A 15,992-nucleotide genomic window follows, 5' to 3' on the forward strand; every position below is an offset into this window, starting at 1 on the left:
TCTGCCTCGCCGCCGCTGCTATCAGGTGTTTTTGGCGCGCAGCAGCGCAGCGGGGCGCGTTGCGATATGCAGCGCGTTGGTCTGCGTCTCACCATGCACGCCCTTGCCATTCTGCATCGGCCACTGCTTTGCATAGAGGCGCTGCCCAAGGGTGTTGACCGTCTCCATGTAGTCGGCTGGGCCGTAGTAGGTGCGGAACAGGCCAGGGACGCCAATCGGCACGAACTTGGCGGCCGTCGCCGTGATACCCATTAGAGCGCCGTCGCCACTGGCGTCGATCGCGCCGTAGTTTTCCCACACGATGCCGCCGAATTCGAACATTGGATTGGATGCCCGGTTCTTTCCGACATAGCTCTCGCGAAGAATGCGCGCGTCGCCCCATCCCTCGTAGGTTGCGGTGACCTCCTTGTGCGCCAACAACTGATCGAAGAACGTGTCGCCGACAAAGGCATGAAGGTATTGGAACGGCACGCCGCCCAGCGCCTTGTGCGTGTCGCGAATGATGCCAACGCACTTCTTGCGAAGCGCGCCAGAAGCCGGGCTGGCGTTGTCGAGGTCGAAGTCGACCTCGGCCGGCTGAGCCACGCCGAACTCGTCGAACAGATTGAGCGTCTGCCCGCCCTTATAGGTGACGATGCCCTGGATCGCACCGATGCGAGAATACTCGTCGGTCAGATCCAGATCGGCGATGTTCTGCGCGATCTTCTGGGCAACCAGCCCCTGCACAGTCATAAGCTGCGTTTCCGAGCCGTAGGCGCGAATACCCTGAACTTCGTCGGCCACAACCGACCAGTCGCGCTGGAAATGCGGGATGGACAGGTTGCGGACAGACCGCTTCTCGTTCCCGCGCGTTTCGCCGGGAGCGCCACGCGGCGACGGCGCCACCAACTGGATGGTGTCGCCGATGCTTTCCAGCGCAATGGTGAGAGTGGTGACAGAAGTGGTGTTGAACAAGCCAAGCTCGCCAAGACGGCCGGGTCGGACTTTCTTATCACTGATCGCGTCGGTGAGCGACGTGACCGAAAATGCGTCGTTGTTGAAGATATCGAGCACGGCGGCTCTCCTTTTTCGAAGATTAGGCCGGCTCAATGGCGGGCCACGATAGGGTGAAGGTCGGCGTACTGGCCGCTCGGCTGGATCAGTTGCGAACGATGATGCCGATAGCGGCCAGCTCTTGTGTAGCGTCGGCTTTCTGCGCTGCAGTGATGCCGGCGGGCCATGCGATGCAGTGACCGTTTACTTCGGCGTCACGGACGATCGCGGCGATCTTCGCGGTCTCGCTCGCGCCGGTGGTCGCCGGATAGATTGCGATGCCGCCAATCGGCAAGCCATCGGCAACGGCATAGGCGATATGCTCGAAGTCCTCGGCATCGGCGGCCACGTCGATATAGAATTCGTCGCCGGCCACGTTGGCGCTACCGCCAGCCGTGATCGTGAATTTGACGCCGCCTTTTGAGAATTCAGTCCCGTGGGTGGAAACACCGATCTCCTTGCCGTCAGGATCTTCCCAACTCACGGTGGTCGCGGTCACAGCGATGCCCTTGTATCGACCGTCTTTCACCTTCGAGGTAACGGGCGGCGTACCCATGGCGACCGTGCCAGCCGACGCTGTGTTGCCTACGGCGGCGGAAGGCGTCGCGACGACATCGGCAGCGACGGCGCGCTTCGCCAGGATCGTGTTTGCCTCGATCGTCTGCTCGGCGGCGATGGTGAGGGATTCGCGACTGCGGTTCCCGTTGGCCTCGGTCATCACAGCTTCACCCGGATGACGGCCCTCATTAAGAGTGGTCATTTGCGCTTCTCCTGTTAGGACGCGTTGGTGCGGGCGAAGGCCTTGGCCCAGCCGGCGTTGACATCTGCCTTCGGCGCATGATTGCCCTTGAGCCCAGCCCCGGCGGCGCGGGCCGCTTCGTACTCGGCAGTGCCGGGAGTGCCAGCGTCGACAGAGGGCGCCGCAGACAGAACGGCCTTGGCCGCGCCGACCTTCACACCAACGTCAGCGAGAGCCTTGGCCTGCGCCTCGCGGCCCTTTGCCTCGTCGAGCGCCATGATGGCGTCGGTGTTGGTGCGGGCCTCCTTTTCAGCGCGAAGCGTTGCAAGCTCTGCCTGCATTGCGGCGGAGGCGGCGGAGTCCTTGTTCGCCTTCAAGGCATCAAGTTCGGCGGCCAACTGGTCCGCCCGCTCTTTATCAGTCATGAGATTTCCTTTCTGACTGGGGTTGACCGGGGCGGAAGCCGCCGGCTCCTTGGCCTCAAAAGACCAATTCTTCTTCACCGCCATCGCCGTCAGTGACTTCGGCGCGTGCGCGTAAATGCGATAGTCGAATGCAGCAACGGCCTTAGCTTTGGCCGCTTCGGCCTTGTCGGCGTAACCCTTCTCGACCGCCTGCTCGGCAGTGAGCCAAATCTCGGCTTTCATGTCGGATCGAACGTCATCGAGCTCGTTGCCAGACCGCTCGGCATAAATCGACGCCATCTGGTTGGCGTAGGCGGTCAATTGCTCGATGGTTTTTTCGTGATCTTCAATATTGCCGAAGGTTACGTTCATCGGATCATGAATCATCATGATCGAGCCGACCCTCATGACGATCTCTTGGCCGGCCATCGCAATCACCGTCGCAGCCGACGCCGCGATCGCGTCAACCTGGATCGTGACCTTGCCCTTGTGGGTAGACAACGCGTTGTAAATGGCAATCGCGTCATTCACGATGCCGCCGCCCGAGTTGAGCCGCACAGTCAGATCATTGTCTCGACCATGCTCGGCCAGCGCGGCGAGAACTTCGCTGGCCGTAAATCCTTCATCCCAAAAGCTCTCGCCGACGATCCCGTACAAGACGAGCTCGCCATCCTGATAGACAGCCATGTCGGTGTTCCTTGATTAGTAAGGGCGCATCCGCCCGGTGGCGGCGTAGCGGCGCCGCACCCGCCCGCCTTGGCTTTCCGCGCAAAGACGTTCGGCCTCTCTCAGGTCAGCAAGAAGAAGATCCAGAGAGGCCTTGGTCTTCTTCATCATGTCGTCGCCGAACCGGACTTCCGAATTTGCGGTACCGTCGCGCAATGCCTCATAGCGGGTGCGCAACGCCGCGGCCTTTGCGCACCAGTCGATTCCAGCCATCACTCGACTACCTTCGCCGGCTCGCGCAAACCTTCGGCGGCCGCGCCATTGGGGCCCGCGCCGCCACCCTGGCTCCTGCCAAAGGGAGCTGGCATCTCGATTTTCTTCAGCTTGTCCATTTCGCGGGCAATCTGGTCGGTTTCTTCCTCCCAATTCAGCCCCTTGGCGGCGTAGATACGCTGCATCGTGGTCGCGCCCATCTCCAGCTCGATCTTGTTCGAAAGCGCATCTTTGTACGGGTCGGCGCTTGGCCGCTCAGGGCCGCGCCACTCGGTATCGACGACATCGATGCGATTGGCGGAATAGGCGGCGTATCCGCCTTTGACCGGGATTGCCCCCGACCAGATCATCTCGTCGAGCCAGTTTTCATAAATTGCTTGGCAGAACGGCGCTGCGATCCGCTCCCGTCGCCGTAGAACGATCGGCCAGATCGACGCCATCGACATTTTCACACTCGAATAACTGGCGCTGGAATGGTCCATCGCCAGGCTTTCGTAAGTGATGCCGATGCACCGCGCCATTTCGCGCTGAAGATTCTGCGAGAATGGCAGGTACTGCGACCCTGGCGTCGAGGCCGTGTGCATTGTAAATTCTTCGCCTGGTCCAAGATGGTTGATCCGCGCCGGATCGTTCATCGAGATACCACCCTCTTTCAGAGCGGAGAGGCGCTGGCCCCAGACATCCATCAGGTCGCCGCGAAGATCGTCATAATCTTCGCCAAGGCTGTTGATCGCTTCGAACGCCGCCGCCGACGCTTCCGGGCTCTTGATCGTCGCCGCAAAGATTGTCTGCATCAACGCCGTCGCCAGTGTGGCATCGGCAAGCTGGTCGAATTGCGCCGCGACCTTCATCACCGGCGTCATCGGCGAAATGCCGCGCGGGCTGTCGGGGTTGTCGCCGCGGTCCATGACATGCACCACGCGGCGCAAGCCGCGACCGTCATAAGCAGGAATATCGTGGTCGACATCCATGCCGCTTTCGCGGCGGCAGAAACGATAATGGGTCGGGCGTCCGATCGCGTCGTGAAAAATGCCCTGGTCCATCCCGTTGAATTCGTTTGTTTCTCGCTTCAAGCGATGCGACGCGACAAGCGAAATCTTGGTCCCGGTCCTGATGCCATAACGCTTCCGTTGGCCGGTCGGCAAAAAGTCGAGAATGCCGAAGGCTTCGCCGCTGGCGAGATAATAGCGGATCACGCCATCGAGCATTTCAGCAATCGTGGCCTTGCCTGCCAGATCGCACTCGCGCGGCTCCCACGCGTAGCGGTGCCATTCGGCCTCAACCAACCGGCAGAACTCCGACTGCTCTTGCGCATCGTAGCCAAGCCGCGACAGATTAGGGCGGCAGTTCAGTTTCAGTTCGGTGCCGATCGTGTCGGTGATGACCTGTGTTGCGGCTCCAGCCAGCCAGCCGGAGTTGTGCATGAAATCCCAGGCCAGCGCCGCCGCCCTCGCCGCCGCCTCCCGCACATTAACGGTCCCGTCGCGCGTGATAGCGCGGCGCATCTGCAAGATTCCGGAGCGGTCACCACGCAAATATTGCGCGCGAGGCTGGACCGGTACAGCGCCAGCGGAAGGCTCCGGGCCTTTGCGCCGTCGGCGCGTCCGTGTGTTCATTTGTATGCTGCCCATCTCTCGCGCGGCTTCTTCGCCGCTGGTTCATTTGTCCGCAGAACTTCGCGACGCTGAGCCCAGTTCACGTTGACGACTTGCCTCGCGGCGAAAGCGTAGACCGTGCAGTCGAGCGCTTCGGCATCCTTGCCGGATATACGCTCGAAACGTCGCGCCGGCTGGCCCCGCGAATATCTGACCACGACGCGCTCACTCGCCAATTGCTCGTACCAGACGGTCGGCAGATCGCGCGAAAAGCGGATCATGTTCGACCGTCTCAGGCGCGAATAGACCGTGCTTTTGATGCCGTCGACACCAACGATCCAGAGATAGCCACCCTTGATCTTTTGCTTTGACCGCTCGATCCAGGGGCGCGTTCCGTTGACGCCTTTGATCGCCAGCACCTTCTTGCGGGCGCGGGGAAAACAGAAGGCGTAAACCGACTCCATCGTCTCGCCGTCGCCGCTGTCAACGCAGGCGGCTTCGATGCCGATCTTGCCGCCGAGGGGATGGCTCCATTTCGTCCCCAAGACCGAATCCAGTTCGGACCACGTCGTCTCATCTTCCGGCGAACCCCAGATGACCGTGTGCCCGAGGACGTAAGCGTTGCCCGCCTCATCCCAGCCGACGAAGGTGACCTCCAGGCGATCCTTGCGCTGCACGTCGACGCCGGCGGTGATGACCATCACCAACTCTGGGATGCCGGTACACCCAACATTCTCGTCAGCGACCAAGCCGAACAGCTCGGCCCGGGTTGAGAGTTCTGCCTCATCGAGCTCCTCGCCTTCCTCGCGCCAACCTTCTGCAAGGATCGTGTTGACGAAGATTTGCAGCGAGCCGGGGTCCGACTTCGCCTCAAGAAATTCCTTCGCGAGGATGCCCCACGCCGCATTCTTGTGGGGCGACACCAGAGCGTTGACGCGGAAGCCGGCGTGCCCAACAACTTCCGGCTTCGTCACCCGCCATCGCCCCGCCTCTACCATTGCCGGCTTGTGCTTTTCTTCAACCACGCTTCCGCAACCAGGGCAGCACCAGTGCGCCTTTTCCGGCTCACTTTCGGGCCAGTGGATGTCCCTCCAAACGATTTCGTGGAACTCGCCGCATTCAACGCAGCGGACTTCAAAGATACGTTGATCCGATTTCGCGTAAGCCCGAATGACCGGGCTGGTTTCTTCGAAGATCGGCGTCGATCCCGTCACGATCTTTCGATCCGCGAAAGACATGGTTCGCTTTTCAGCGAGAATCGTTGGCGGCCCTTCCTTAGTCATCTCCATGCCATCCACTTCGTCCATGAACAGGACGCGGGCATTGTGAGCGCGAAGGTTGCGTGGCGCCTTGGCCGCGACCAACGTCAGAGAGCCTCCCGGGAACCTGCGAGCCAGGATCGTGTTGCGGCCAGACTCGTCACTCCCATCAGACAACATGCCACGAAGCGAAGGCGATTCATCAAAGATCGGCTCGATGTCAGCCACCACGTAACGGCGGCAGTCGGACTCCGTTGGCAGTAAGGCCAGGATAGGTGCCGGATCGTTCGAACAATAGCTCGCGATCGCGCCTGTCAGGAGCGATGTGAAGCCGATGCGAACCGACTTGACCAACGTCACCCTTTCGACTGCCGTGTCGCCGATCGCATCCGCGATATCGCGCTGAAACCGCCACAGTCGCATCAGGCCAGACAATGACGATACCTCGGCCGGGAGGTGGACGTTTCGTTCAATCCACTCCGACAACTTTAGCTTTGGCGGCGGCGTCAGACTCGACCACATCGCCGACCGCAACTTCATGATCGCTGTCATTATCAGCCAAGCCAGTCAGAGCATCGCGGATTTCACGATCAATCAGATCGGCGTCAAAGGCAGTGAGGTGCGGGAGAGATTGGCGAACACGCGAAGGCACAGCCAGCATTCCACTGCGGACCTGACGGCCAACAGACATCCATTCCCGCTCCACGTCCGAAACAGGCACCAACTCGCGCCGCATCACCGCATTTTTCAAGGACACCGCATCGGCCTGCTCCTTCGCAAGCCGCGCACGCTCCACCGTCAGATCAAGAACGCCACCCTCGCCGCCGCGCCCCGCCGCAACGCCGCGCAGATGCGCCGTGTAAAGCTGGACGCTCTCGGTGAGCAGGTAGCGGCCGCGTGCCGATTTCTTGACGGTCCCGCGATCGTGCAACTCGCGGACAGAACGGTCCGAAATCCCAAATAATTCAGCCAGTTCCTTCGCTGAAACCTCGCCATTCAACGACTGAGTTTTGACCATTTTGAACGCTCAATCGACGACCCAAAATAGAGCGTCGAAATTCCCCTTATTTATCAATGGCGGCGGAACCCCCTTAGGATTTTTTGCATAGACTGAAATCCCGCAGGTACCCGTCCCCGCTAGGCCGGCAGAGGCTGGAAAGGGACCCAACCTGGGGGTGTGTCCCATCGGCAACGATGTTGCTGATCCGCCACAGAAGCCGCACCCCCGCTCAACCCTACCGATTCCGTCACCCGAGCAGCTTGTGAATGGCAGCCTCGACGCGCTGCTGAAGCAGCGGCGCAGCGATGCGCTCGAACGCGGCCTTGGTGGAGCCTGTGGTCATCTCGGTCGGGATGAACATTCCTGATCTCGCCTGTGTGATCCTGGTGCCTGACGTGTTGAGCCGTCGATAGACATGACCGTTGAACTTCTCGACCACCTTGCGGTGGGGAAACCGACCACCCTTCATGAAGGTGCCGGGAAAGAGCTGGCGCTTGCCCCAAGGCTTTGCCGTCACACCGGGCCGCGTTTCGCGCGGTGCGAGGAATTTTAGGCGAATGTTTCCGCCGCGCGTGACCATCTCGTAGGACAGCCGGCGGGCATGCGCCCTACCCGGATCGCCGACCGCATTTACGATCGTCTTGCGCGGCAACCCGGTCTGGCGCGTCAGGTTGCGAATGACCTGCGTCTTGGCGCGGTCGCCGACCTGGTTGACGATGCGCGGTAACACCTTCGGAAACCGCGTGTTGAGTTGGACCAGCTTCTTGCCGAAGTGCTTCAGGTTTTGGTCGGCCCAACGGACCTTAACGACACTGGCGGTCATAGAATTTAACCCCAAAGTGAGTTAATATCCGTCCGAGATGCGGAGAAGCGCCGATGGTCAGAACGCATGCCATCGCAGAGATCGAGGCCCGGATGAGTATCATTCGGGACAATATCCGGCAATTGATCGAACAGGCCGCGGCGGCGTCAGGGGCTGAAATCGATGCCTTGGTGTCAGACAGGATTGCTCAACAATCGAAAGAACTGGAACTGTTGGCCAACAAACGGGACGCGCTTGCAAAGAAAAAGGACTGACGGAACTGGAGCCCATCAATGAGCTTGCGAACTGCTTCTCAAACGCTCGGCGCTTGATGGCTTCGGTATCCATGGGCCGCCCGATCCCTCGGGTCGGATAGTTGGTGCGCAGTCGCCGACTTCGGACGAACAGCGCGGCACCCGCCAACTTTCGTGATCCTCCCGCACCTTGCGCGGGAACATTACCAACACCGCAGCTATCACGATCACCGCGATCGCACCCAACATCAGCCAATGCGAATTCCGCACGCCCACCTCCCGCACTCAACTGCCGGATTGAACGCGCTGAGGGCTAGGTCGTTTCTGCGAGACAGGCTTTATCAATCACGGTTCCGCTTTCTCTGATTGTTCACAAAGAGACCTTGCGACCTCCACAACCGATCCGCCGCCATTCGGAACAATCAAACTCTACCAGCATTGACCCCTCTAAACGATGGAGGTTTAGCAATGACAAAGATGCCGCGGGTGCCACCTGAACAGCGCAGCCCGAAGGGCACAGGAAGCGACCCAAAGGTGAAGCGGGACGATGAAATCCCTGAGCGAGAGAACTTTGATCAACAAGGTCGACACGGCAACATCAAGGTAAACACGACACACCAAGGCTACCAGCAGGATCGATGATGGCGCACAAAAACGAGAGTGTGGAGCGTTTTGGCGGGCCTGGTTCTTCACAGCAGGACAGGAAGCATCCCGAGAAGTCTATCAAAGAGAAAACACCGCGACCCGGGGAGCCAACAAGCGGCCGCTCCTCTAAGGTGTCTGGTGGTGGCGGTGAGCGCGACAAACATCACTCTCACGATCCCAAATACAAAAGTTAGCGAGGGTCGCCGTCGACGCCCGTCAAGGCGGGATTTGCAACTCGTCGCTACGGTTTACGTAATCCGATTGCTGGAGCCAAAATCCGGAATCCGCATCAAAGGCTGACGCTCGATTAAAGATCGTTGTCCAGAGGGCGTCTGGCGTCTGGCCCAAACGCGATCGAGGTACTAACGCAACAATCCTCGAAACCGTTGAAGGACGCTCCGCGCGGTCCACAGCCCTTAAGGCTGCGGTCTGTCACGGTGACTAGCACCTGCCGCACAGTCGTCAGGCCTCTACCTTGAATGCCTGCGCAGCGGTCGAGCGTTCCAACGTGGCGCCGACCGAACGCCTTACCATTTACGGGTGATTTGATTTGTTACCAAATGCAACTTCGTAGTCTCGGAGTATTTTATCCACACGCTGCCGCGAAAGCTGAAGACGCTTGGCTACAAGCCCGATCGGACACTTGGCCTTTGCCGCTGACACAATGGCGTCGTTGCGTTTCATGCCGTTGTTGATGGCTTCCTCCATCGCGTCCAGTATTGCGGCGTGCACCTTCTCGCGTTCAGACTTGATGCGCCGTTGGCGGCGGGTCTCTTCAGCCTGCCGGGCGCGGCGCTGTGCCTGCGACGGGAAAACCGTGCCCTTAATCCGATGATACCGACCGATAGCGGCACTGCGCGAGACGCCAAGACGTTCGCAAGCTTCCTGAAACGACGCGCCGTCACCTTTTACCGCAAGCAAACGCTCGTCTTTGCTAGGAGCCCATCCCACATTCATACGCCCGCGACCTCCAAGTCCGCTTGATCTGCATGGATTTTTGTTTCTCGCCCGAAGATATGGAACAGGAGGACAACCCGACCGAGGTCATCCGCCTTCGATACCTTCATGATCCAGTCCTTCCACTCGCCGCGGACTACGCGAACGTCATCGCCGGCTTTAAATTCAGGCGGACCCCGCTTGCGCTTCGATGCCCGCAACGCCGCCCGCCGCGCGCGCTCTTCTTCATCGAGGTAGCGACCAAATTCCTCTGTTTCGCTCACAGCGATGAGGTCCATGGCCACGTCCGGTACCGCCTGCGGTTCACCCGCTTCGTCCTTGAGGTAGCCGGTGATTCCCGGGACGATCCGAACCTCCGCGAATTTCTCATCGCCGGCATCGAACTGAACGAAAATATAACCGGGGAACATAGGTCGGGCGATCTCGCGGGTCAGCTTGCGCCCCTTGTCGTCCCGCCGGCCGGTCGGAACGCGGCGATAAACGACTGGCGCGTAAGGATCAAACCCACGCGCCACCAGGCCGCGCGCCGCCTTGTCTTCGTGCGCTGGTCTCGTTTGAAGAACGTACCAAATTGATTTGCCTGTCATCGACAATAGCCCTTTCGCAACTCAAGCCCGGCTCGCCGGATTCGCAGCGGCGTGATCCTCCGTCAGTCGGTCGATGATGGCACCGATAATCGCCGTCGGATTACCGGCCCCGTCGCGTGAAATGGCGCGCTTGATGGTTTCCAGGGGCGTGCCGTGCTGCAGGGCCAGTGACAACACCACGGCCGCGTCACGGGCGGTCGCCTGCACGCCCTGCCCGGTCTTGCCGCCGTCGATGAAGACCTCACCGGGATTGCCGTCGGGATAGAAACCCACGGTGACGTAGAACTGCTGGTTCCAGAACCTGATCTGGAAGGTTTCGCAGGCGCGACGCTGGGGCAGGATCTGGCGGGTCATCATTCAGCGCACCACGGTTTATCGCTGAGCGATCGCCATTCCTTCATCGTCCGGATGACTGGATAGCAGCCAGGACGGCGGCACATGACGAACCCACCCGCGGCGGCCATCAGCGTCAGCTTGCCGACGTCGTCAAACTTGATCACCGGAATCTCCCCGGCCTTAACGTTGGGGTTAACCTGGGCGCGCATCACACCGGCACCTCGCGGACGTGGTCTATGATCGTGCAGTTGCGCCAATCGGCGCTGGCCTCGCGCGCGGCCTCGCGAGCCTCCCCGTAAGACGCGCCATCCCAAAGTCCGATCTCACCTCCACACGCCTCGTACAGCGTGACGAAGTACCTCAACACGGGTGGAGCGTGGACAATCCGCTTCTCACCCCGACAAGACAGGACCGTGCTTTCGGCGACGCGCGCGCAGTCGATGACGACCCGGTCGGATCGGCGCGGGATAAACTGCACGACGTTGCTCATGACGCCCTCGAAACCTCTTCGGCTCGATAGGCGCAGTCGGCACACTCCGTTGCCCTCAGCCCGCCGACAAATGGCGAGCCGCACGGGCCGCAACGCCGAAGGTGGTTGCCTGCGACCCAGCCACGCAACGAGGGGCGGTCGTCCCGCTTCGCCCCGTCGGCCACAGATTGGCCCTTGCGCTCCGGCGGCAAGAGCGAGCGCGGCCTATCCTCATTGTCGCTGATAGGCGCAGGCACGATTTGGGAAATCTTCGCCACGGCTTTGCCGAGTGTCTTTTTGGATGCCTCAATTTTGAGGGCAGCGGACGGCTGGGATTTCAGCGCTGCCGACCTGCGACCCTTGAACCAAGTGATCGCCAGCGCCTTCCAGAGCGGCGTGGTCGGATGGGCGGCGCGGAACACGTTCGCGTCGTTGTATGCCTTTCGGCCCATCGCACTGATCGTCGCCACAAAGGTCCCGTCGCTGATCTGGCCGCGGTAGTCCGCGCCGAAGAGCAGGAGATCGATGGCCTTGATCTCGATCTGCGTCAGCGGCGCGACCTTGGCCTCCACCGCAATCTTGAGCACCCTGACCGCATCATCGCACCCTCGCCCGCGAATGACGGCTCCGATCGCCGATATCGCCATGGTCTCGGCCGGCTTCGGTTCTTTCGACGGTGCGCGCAGCGTGCGAACACCCGCAGCGTCACAGACGGCCTCGATGCCGACCGCTTCAGCGTCGCCGGCGGCAATAGCCGCAACGTGGATTTGGGCGGCGGTGACGGCAACGCGGTCCTTGTTGTGACCGATGAAGGCCGCCGCCCGTTCGGCGCGCTCGTCGACGTCCACGATCATGATAGGTATCTGGTCGACCTCGGGATGAGTGGCGGCTGCGATGGCGGTGTGCTGGCCGTCGATCAGTTCGAGCCCGGCATCGGTCAGCACCGCGCACGGCGCCTTGAACTTGGCCCAATCCCATCCGGCCACGATCTTGCGGACCAGTTTCAGGCTGCGTTCGCTGCTGTCGCGCTGATAGCCTTCGTCGACGAGCAACGTTGCCGGATCGACCCACTCAAAGATCGGCTTCGCCCGCGGCGTGCCGCCGGGGATGAAACCGTTGATCTCGATGGGAGCGATCGGGCGATGGGTCACCGCGCCACCGCCTTTTGATCCTGAAACGTTACGTCGACCGTTACGTTCTCCGTTACGTCATCATGACGTTGCGGCTTTGGCTCGAAACCCAGGCCATACCGGTCATAGTGCGCTTTGAGCGCATCCCCTTGAAGCGACCTGAACTCTGGCTTGGCTTCGCGCGGTGGTTCGCTGAGGTTTAATCCCCAGTTCTCACCGTATTTTTCCTTCATTTGCCGAAGCGTTGGCCGGACAACGCGGTCGGGATTATCCGGCAAACCGACACGCGCCGTGAGTACGCGCTGGATGTTGGTGCGGTCAGTCAGCAGCGGAATCATCTCGTCGGCGACGACCTTGCGCAGCCGTGGTGCAGAAGGCGGGAAATCAAGGCTCACGTCCTCAGCCTGGCCCAGTTTGATCTTCCGGAAGCCTCGCTGGATCGCCCACAACGGCAGGTCCGACAGCAGATCGGTGTAGGCCAGCGTCATCGCCACAGCCTCGTCGCTTGAGACCGCCCTCGCCGACTTGAACGCCAGCATGAGCGCAGCGATCTCGCCTGTGATCTGGTCGGTGGTTGCCGGTACCCTGAAGCACTCGGTGTTGTCGACGAACGCAGCAAGCCGCTGTCGGACATCGGGCGCCAGCGGTCGCGTGAGTTCGTCACCGACCAGTGAGTTCTTTGCGTCGGTCAGTGCCGCTCGATCCGCCTGGCTGATTTGGGGTGACGTCGATGATCGGACCATCTGCATGCTGTTGCTCCTGTCGCTTGCGATCCATGAGGATTGTTGCGAAGCCGTTGGTGACGCGTTCCTGGAATTGTTGGGGGTGGCTACCGCTCCGCAGGGCGGGCGAGGTCTGGGCAAACTTCACCGAGTTGCGCAGCCAAGTGCGGCTCGCTGCCTCCCAATCAGCAAACGTACTGCCCTTGGCGCGATGGTGATCGATGAAGCGATCAAACTCGTTGGCGCCGTCGGTCACTCCAAGTCGGTCGGCTTGCTCGGTGAAGTAATCGCGAAGGCCTTGCAGCCGCAGATCGGCCGGCACGGATGATTTTTGAGGCGAAGCTTTTCGCTTGCTGATTGGCTTGATGTTACGAAGGGCCTTCGAAGCCCCTTCGATGGGGCTTGCATCCTCATCCGAAGGATGAGGTGTGACTGTGTCAGTGCTAGTGACTGTGACAGTGACAGTGGCTTCGATGGGGCTTTGAATGGGCTTCGAAGCCCCTTCGATGGGGCTTTCATCATCGGGCGCTTTTGGTGGTTCTGGAAGTTGGTACGCGGCACCGTACTTTTCGAAAAACGCCCGTTTGAAGCGGGGATTTTCAATTTCATCGAAGAACCGAATGACGTGCTTGATGCGCTTGTCGCCCCCCTTCAAGGCATCACCGATCTGGAAACGTGCCATTTCGCGGACCCAGACCGTCTCGGTCTCGGGATCGAAGCTGCAGAAGCCCAGTTCGCAGAGCTTGGTAAGCCCCTTCGAAGCCCCTTCGATGGTCCTTCCTGTTTCGATTTTGATGTAGTCGATGGGGCATCGAAACACGCCGATGATGTTCGCGTGTGGCGACGTCATCAAGTACAGCGCCACCACCTGGGCATCGACATCCTGACGCAATGCCCGGCCGGTGGCTCCGGTCCAGAACGATGGCTTGACGACGCCGTAGTTCATGCTCATGAGGCCCTCCACAAGGGCCACAGGAAATACTCACCCGACGGCGTCGCCACGGCGATGACGTTGCCGGCGCGGACGCTGTCGACGATCTCGCGCGGTTCAGCCGTCGGGCTCGTCGGCGCCGGCACCAACCCTGCGCCAAGAGCAACAGCGATTGCCTTGCTGCAAAACAGGCTGGCAACATTAGGCGGGCAGGATCTATTCATCGCCCTCGCCCTCCGACTGTTCGGACGGTTTGGGCTTTGGTCGGAGCCATGGCGCCACGCCCAGCGCGATCAGTGTTCGGAGCCAAAAACCCCAAGGCGGTTTCCGCGCGGGCGAGTTTGGCACCGACGTTTTTACTGGCATCGATGTCACCTTTGATACGACGGCGCGCGCCAGCCTCAGCCAGCGGGCTTGTTTCGAGTTTGAGGATTTCTTGATCAATCTCGGCGGCCTGCCGACGCCGCGCGGCAATCGCCATCACGCGCTTCGCCCACCACCACCAACGCGGCTCTGCATCGGCCATGAGCACGTTCAGGAATTCGAGACCGTTCTCACCCTGCAGAATCACCTGCAGTTCTTCGACTGTGTACGCCCGGGCGTTTGCTACCCGGTGTTTGGCGGTACGCTCACTGACCTTCAGTGTGTTTGCGATTAAAGCCCACGTTTTATGGGGTTGTTTGACTTTGAAGACGTTGGTGATCGCCGCCTGAAGAGGGGAAATGGTACTCAAACTGGGAAAAACATTACCCAATCTGTCACTCCCCTTTTTTGGCGAACCCGCCGTTCCTGCGTAGGCTTCGTGCATCGAGTTCACTCACACGAGGTTGGAAAAATGGAACGCACACAGACAGACCGGCGCGCACGCCGATCGATCAGCCGACCGCGGCGGCAGGCGTTGCTGCGCGATCGCCGGTGTCATGACCGGGCGTTAGCGATTCGGAAGTTTCGGGAATGGGATCGGGCGATGCAGCGCCAGCACGGGGCGCTGTACTATCGGGTGATGGGGTGGACGGTGCATTGATGGATGCCGCCGTCATGCCGCACGCTCCGGCTCGGAGGGGGCGGCTCTGGTCGGGAGAAAGTCCGATGCGGTCAGGGCGATCGAATTCGCGTTTGCATAATCCAGTAGCGCCAGGTGATGACGCTGCGGAATGACGCCGTTGGTGCCGCCTTTGTCACGAGGGTATTGCCAGCGGTACGGAGCCGTAGAGGCGGTCCCCGTGATTGTGGCAACGACGGCCTCGCCTCCGAGGCGGTGGATGATCGAATGAGCTGGCTCCATAACTGCAATGTTCTGATAATCAGAACATTGCGTCAAGATAAATTTCCGATTTTCGTAATCGACAGCCTTTCTGAAATTCAGGAAGCTGTGTAAATGTCTGACGTTGAATGGATTATTGAGGGGCTAAAGAAGCCGGGCAAAAGCCAGACCGGCCTAGCAAAGGCGCTTGGCCGGGCACCCTCGGCCATCACAAGTCTACTCAAGGGAACGCGCGAGCTAAAAGCGCGAGAAATCCCGATCGTGAAAGAATACCTTGAGTCGGCGCCGCCGCCGCCAAAACAGACCAAAATCATCCACCCCTCCGGTCCGGAACAGTCCGAAGTCACCAAGGTCAGCGAAGGCTGGCCTAATACCGGGGAACGCACCGTCAGCGTCCGCGGTGTCGCCGTCGGTGGCGACGACGGGTTTTTCTACTTCGGAGATGTGATTGATAGGGTGAAACGTCCGCCCGGCATCGCCAACGCAAAGGACGTGGAAGCCCTTAACGTGGCTGGCGAAAGTATGGCTCCCCGCTTCGGACCAGGGGAACTGATCTACATCCAGCTTCGACCGCCGGCGCCAGGCGATGACATCGTGGTCGAGATCTACCCCGAGAAGGAGGGCGACCAGTCCAAAGGCTTCCTAAAACGGCTGGTGAGACGAACCGGGTTGCGGCTCTACTGCCAGCAGTTCAACCCGCCGGCCGATATCGAGTTTGATATGGGCGAGGTGAAGAACGTCTGGCGCGTGCTGACGCTGCGGGATTTGTTGGGGTGAGTATCGTTATAAGTGTTTTAACTACAACGTGTTAGGGGCTAAGCGAGATTTATGGTTGAACCTTTCCATTCTGACTGCCCGTTCTATTGTCCGCCACCTTCATCACAGCCCTACGCAGGGCCCTTACTGAAAGCAGTCAAAAGATTGCCT

The 15,992-nt window shown here is 60.3% G+C and carries 21 protein-coding genes; 3 read left to right on the forward strand and 18 right to left on the reverse strand.

Features of this window, described 5'->3' with window-relative positions; all coding sequences use genetic code 11:
- Positions 1–21: 21 nt before the first annotated feature.
- The 8 genes from NHAM_RS12185 to NHAM_RS12220 all read right to left on the reverse strand — a co-directional run bounded on the left by NHAM_RS12185 (position 22) and on the right by NHAM_RS12220 (position 7,791).
- A complete protein-coding gene (locus NHAM_RS12185) occupies positions 22–1,053 on the reverse strand; it encodes a major capsid protein (protein ID WP_011510853.1) in 1,032 nt (343 codons plus the stop codon).
- Between the two features lie 85 nt (positions 1,054–1,138).
- On the reverse strand, positions 1,139–1,792 hold the full coding sequence (locus NHAM_RS12190; protein ID WP_011510854.1) for a head decoration protein: 654 nt from the start codon (positions 1,790–1,792) through the stop codon (positions 1,139–1,141).
- A gap of 14 nt (positions 1,793–1,806) precedes the next feature.
- Positions 1,807–2,862, reverse strand: a complete 1,056-nt coding sequence (locus NHAM_RS12195) for a head maturation protease, ClpP-related (RefSeq protein WP_011510855.1) — start codon at positions 2,860–2,862, stop codon at positions 1,807–1,809.
- Positions 2,863–2,877: 15 nt separating this feature from the next.
- Positions 2,878–3,114: a hypothetical protein gene (locus NHAM_RS12200; protein WP_041358049.1), complete on the reverse strand. Its 237-nt coding sequence runs from the start codon at positions 3,112–3,114 to the stop codon at positions 2,878–2,880.
- Complete coding sequence (locus tag NHAM_RS12205; RefSeq protein WP_245269876.1) at positions 3,114–4,619, reverse strand: phage portal protein; 1,506 nt, start codon at positions 4,617–4,619, stop codon at positions 3,114–3,116. Before NHAM_RS12205 ends, NHAM_RS12200 begins: the two co-directional genes overlap by 1 nt.
- A gap of 107 nt (positions 4,620–4,726) precedes the next feature.
- Positions 4,727–6,508, reverse strand: coding sequence for a phage terminase large subunit family protein (locus NHAM_RS12210; RefSeq protein WP_245269877.1), 1,782 nt, complete (start codon positions 6,506–6,508; stop codon positions 4,727–4,729).
- A complete protein-coding gene (locus NHAM_RS12215) occupies positions 6,438–6,986 on the reverse strand; it encodes a hypothetical protein (protein ID WP_011510859.1) in 549 nt (182 codons plus the stop codon). Before NHAM_RS12215 ends, NHAM_RS12210 begins: the two co-directional genes overlap by 71 nt.
- A gap of 229 nt (positions 6,987–7,215) precedes the next feature.
- Positions 7,216–7,791 carry a hypothetical protein gene (locus NHAM_RS12220; RefSeq protein ID WP_011510860.1) on the reverse strand — a complete coding sequence of 192 codons (576 nt, stop codon included), beginning with the start codon at positions 7,789–7,791 and terminating at the stop codon, positions 7,216–7,218.
- Between the two features lie 53 nt (positions 7,792–7,844).
- On the opposite strand from NHAM_RS12220, the gene NHAM_RS12225 reads away from it, so the two are divergent.
- Both NHAM_RS12225 and NHAM_RS27590 read left to right on the forward strand, forming a co-directional pair.
- A complete protein-coding gene (locus tag NHAM_RS12225; RefSeq protein WP_011510861.1) occupies positions 7,845–8,045 on the forward strand; it encodes a hypothetical protein in 201 nt (66 codons plus the stop codon).
- Between the two features lie 447 nt (positions 8,046–8,492).
- The gene (locus tag NHAM_RS27590) at positions 8,493–8,666 is read left to right on the forward strand and encodes a hypothetical protein (RefSeq protein ID WP_011510862.1); all 174 of its coding nucleotides are present in this window, start codon (positions 8,493–8,495) and stop codon (positions 8,664–8,666) included.
- A 537-nt stretch (positions 8,667–9,203) separates the two neighbouring features.
- Here the strand turns inward: NHAM_RS27590 and NHAM_RS12230 are convergent.
- From NHAM_RS12230 to NHAM_RS12270, 10 genes are read right to left on the reverse strand one after another with little or no spacing between them, the layout of a single operon-like run.
- The gene (locus tag NHAM_RS12230; protein WP_011510863.1) at positions 9,204–9,626 is read right to left on the reverse strand and encodes a hypothetical protein; all 423 of its coding nucleotides are present in this window, start codon (positions 9,624–9,626) and stop codon (positions 9,204–9,206) included.
- Complete coding sequence (gene nusG, locus NHAM_RS12235; protein ID WP_011510864.1) at positions 9,623–10,213, reverse strand: transcription termination/antitermination protein NusG; 591 nt, start codon at positions 10,211–10,213, stop codon at positions 9,623–9,625. Before nusG ends, NHAM_RS12230 begins: the two co-directional genes overlap by 4 nt.
- A 21-nt stretch (positions 10,214–10,234) precedes the next feature.
- Entirely contained in the window at positions 10,235–10,570 is a 336-nt protein-coding gene (locus NHAM_RS12240) for a hypothetical protein (RefSeq protein WP_011510865.1), read from the reverse strand.
- Positions 10,567–10,761: a hypothetical protein gene (locus NHAM_RS12245; protein ID WP_157043613.1), complete on the reverse strand. Its 195-nt coding sequence runs from the start codon at positions 10,759–10,761 to the stop codon at positions 10,567–10,569. Before NHAM_RS12245 ends, NHAM_RS12240 begins: the two co-directional genes overlap by 4 nt.
- Positions 10,758–11,039: a hypothetical protein gene (locus NHAM_RS12250; RefSeq protein WP_041358055.1), complete on the reverse strand. Its 282-nt coding sequence runs from the start codon at positions 11,037–11,039 to the stop codon at positions 10,758–10,760. The genes NHAM_RS12245 and NHAM_RS12250 overlap by 4 nt, the downstream gene beginning before the upstream one ends.
- Complete coding sequence (locus NHAM_RS12255; RefSeq protein ID WP_011510866.1) at positions 11,036–12,169, reverse strand: hypothetical protein; 1,134 nt, start codon at positions 12,167–12,169, stop codon at positions 11,036–11,038. Before NHAM_RS12255 ends, NHAM_RS12250 begins: the two co-directional genes overlap by 4 nt.
- Positions 12,166–12,897 carry a hypothetical protein gene (locus NHAM_RS12260; protein WP_157043614.1) on the reverse strand — a complete coding sequence of 244 codons (732 nt, stop codon included), beginning with the start codon at positions 12,895–12,897 and terminating at the stop codon, positions 12,166–12,168. Before NHAM_RS12260 ends, NHAM_RS12255 begins: the two co-directional genes overlap by 4 nt.
- Positions 12,809–13,822 carry a hypothetical protein gene (locus NHAM_RS24020; RefSeq protein ID WP_157043615.1) on the reverse strand — a complete coding sequence of 338 codons (1,014 nt, stop codon included), beginning with the start codon at positions 13,820–13,822 and terminating at the stop codon, positions 12,809–12,811. Before NHAM_RS24020 ends, NHAM_RS12260 begins: the two co-directional genes overlap by 89 nt.
- Positions 13,819–14,025 carry a hypothetical protein gene (locus tag NHAM_RS26720; protein ID WP_157043616.1) on the reverse strand — a complete coding sequence of 69 codons (207 nt, stop codon included), beginning with the start codon at positions 14,023–14,025 and terminating at the stop codon, positions 13,819–13,821. Before NHAM_RS26720 ends, NHAM_RS24020 begins: the two co-directional genes overlap by 4 nt.
- Entirely contained in the window at positions 14,022–14,609 is a 588-nt protein-coding gene (locus NHAM_RS12270; protein WP_157043617.1) for a hypothetical protein, read from the reverse strand. The genes NHAM_RS26720 and NHAM_RS12270 overlap by 4 nt, the downstream gene beginning before the upstream one ends.
- 570 nt (positions 14,610–15,179) lie before the next feature.
- Here NHAM_RS12270 and NHAM_RS24025 point away from each other — a divergent pair.
- Positions 15,180–15,842, forward strand: coding sequence for a LexA family transcriptional regulator (locus tag NHAM_RS24025; protein ID WP_011510871.1), 663 nt, complete (start codon positions 15,180–15,182; stop codon positions 15,840–15,842).
- The last annotated feature ends 150 nt before the right edge of the window (positions 15,843–15,992 follow it).

This window comes from Nitrobacter hamburgensis X14, assembly GCF_000013885.1.
GTDB lineage: Bacteria > Pseudomonadota > Alphaproteobacteria > Rhizobiales > Xanthobacteraceae > Nitrobacter > Nitrobacter hamburgensis.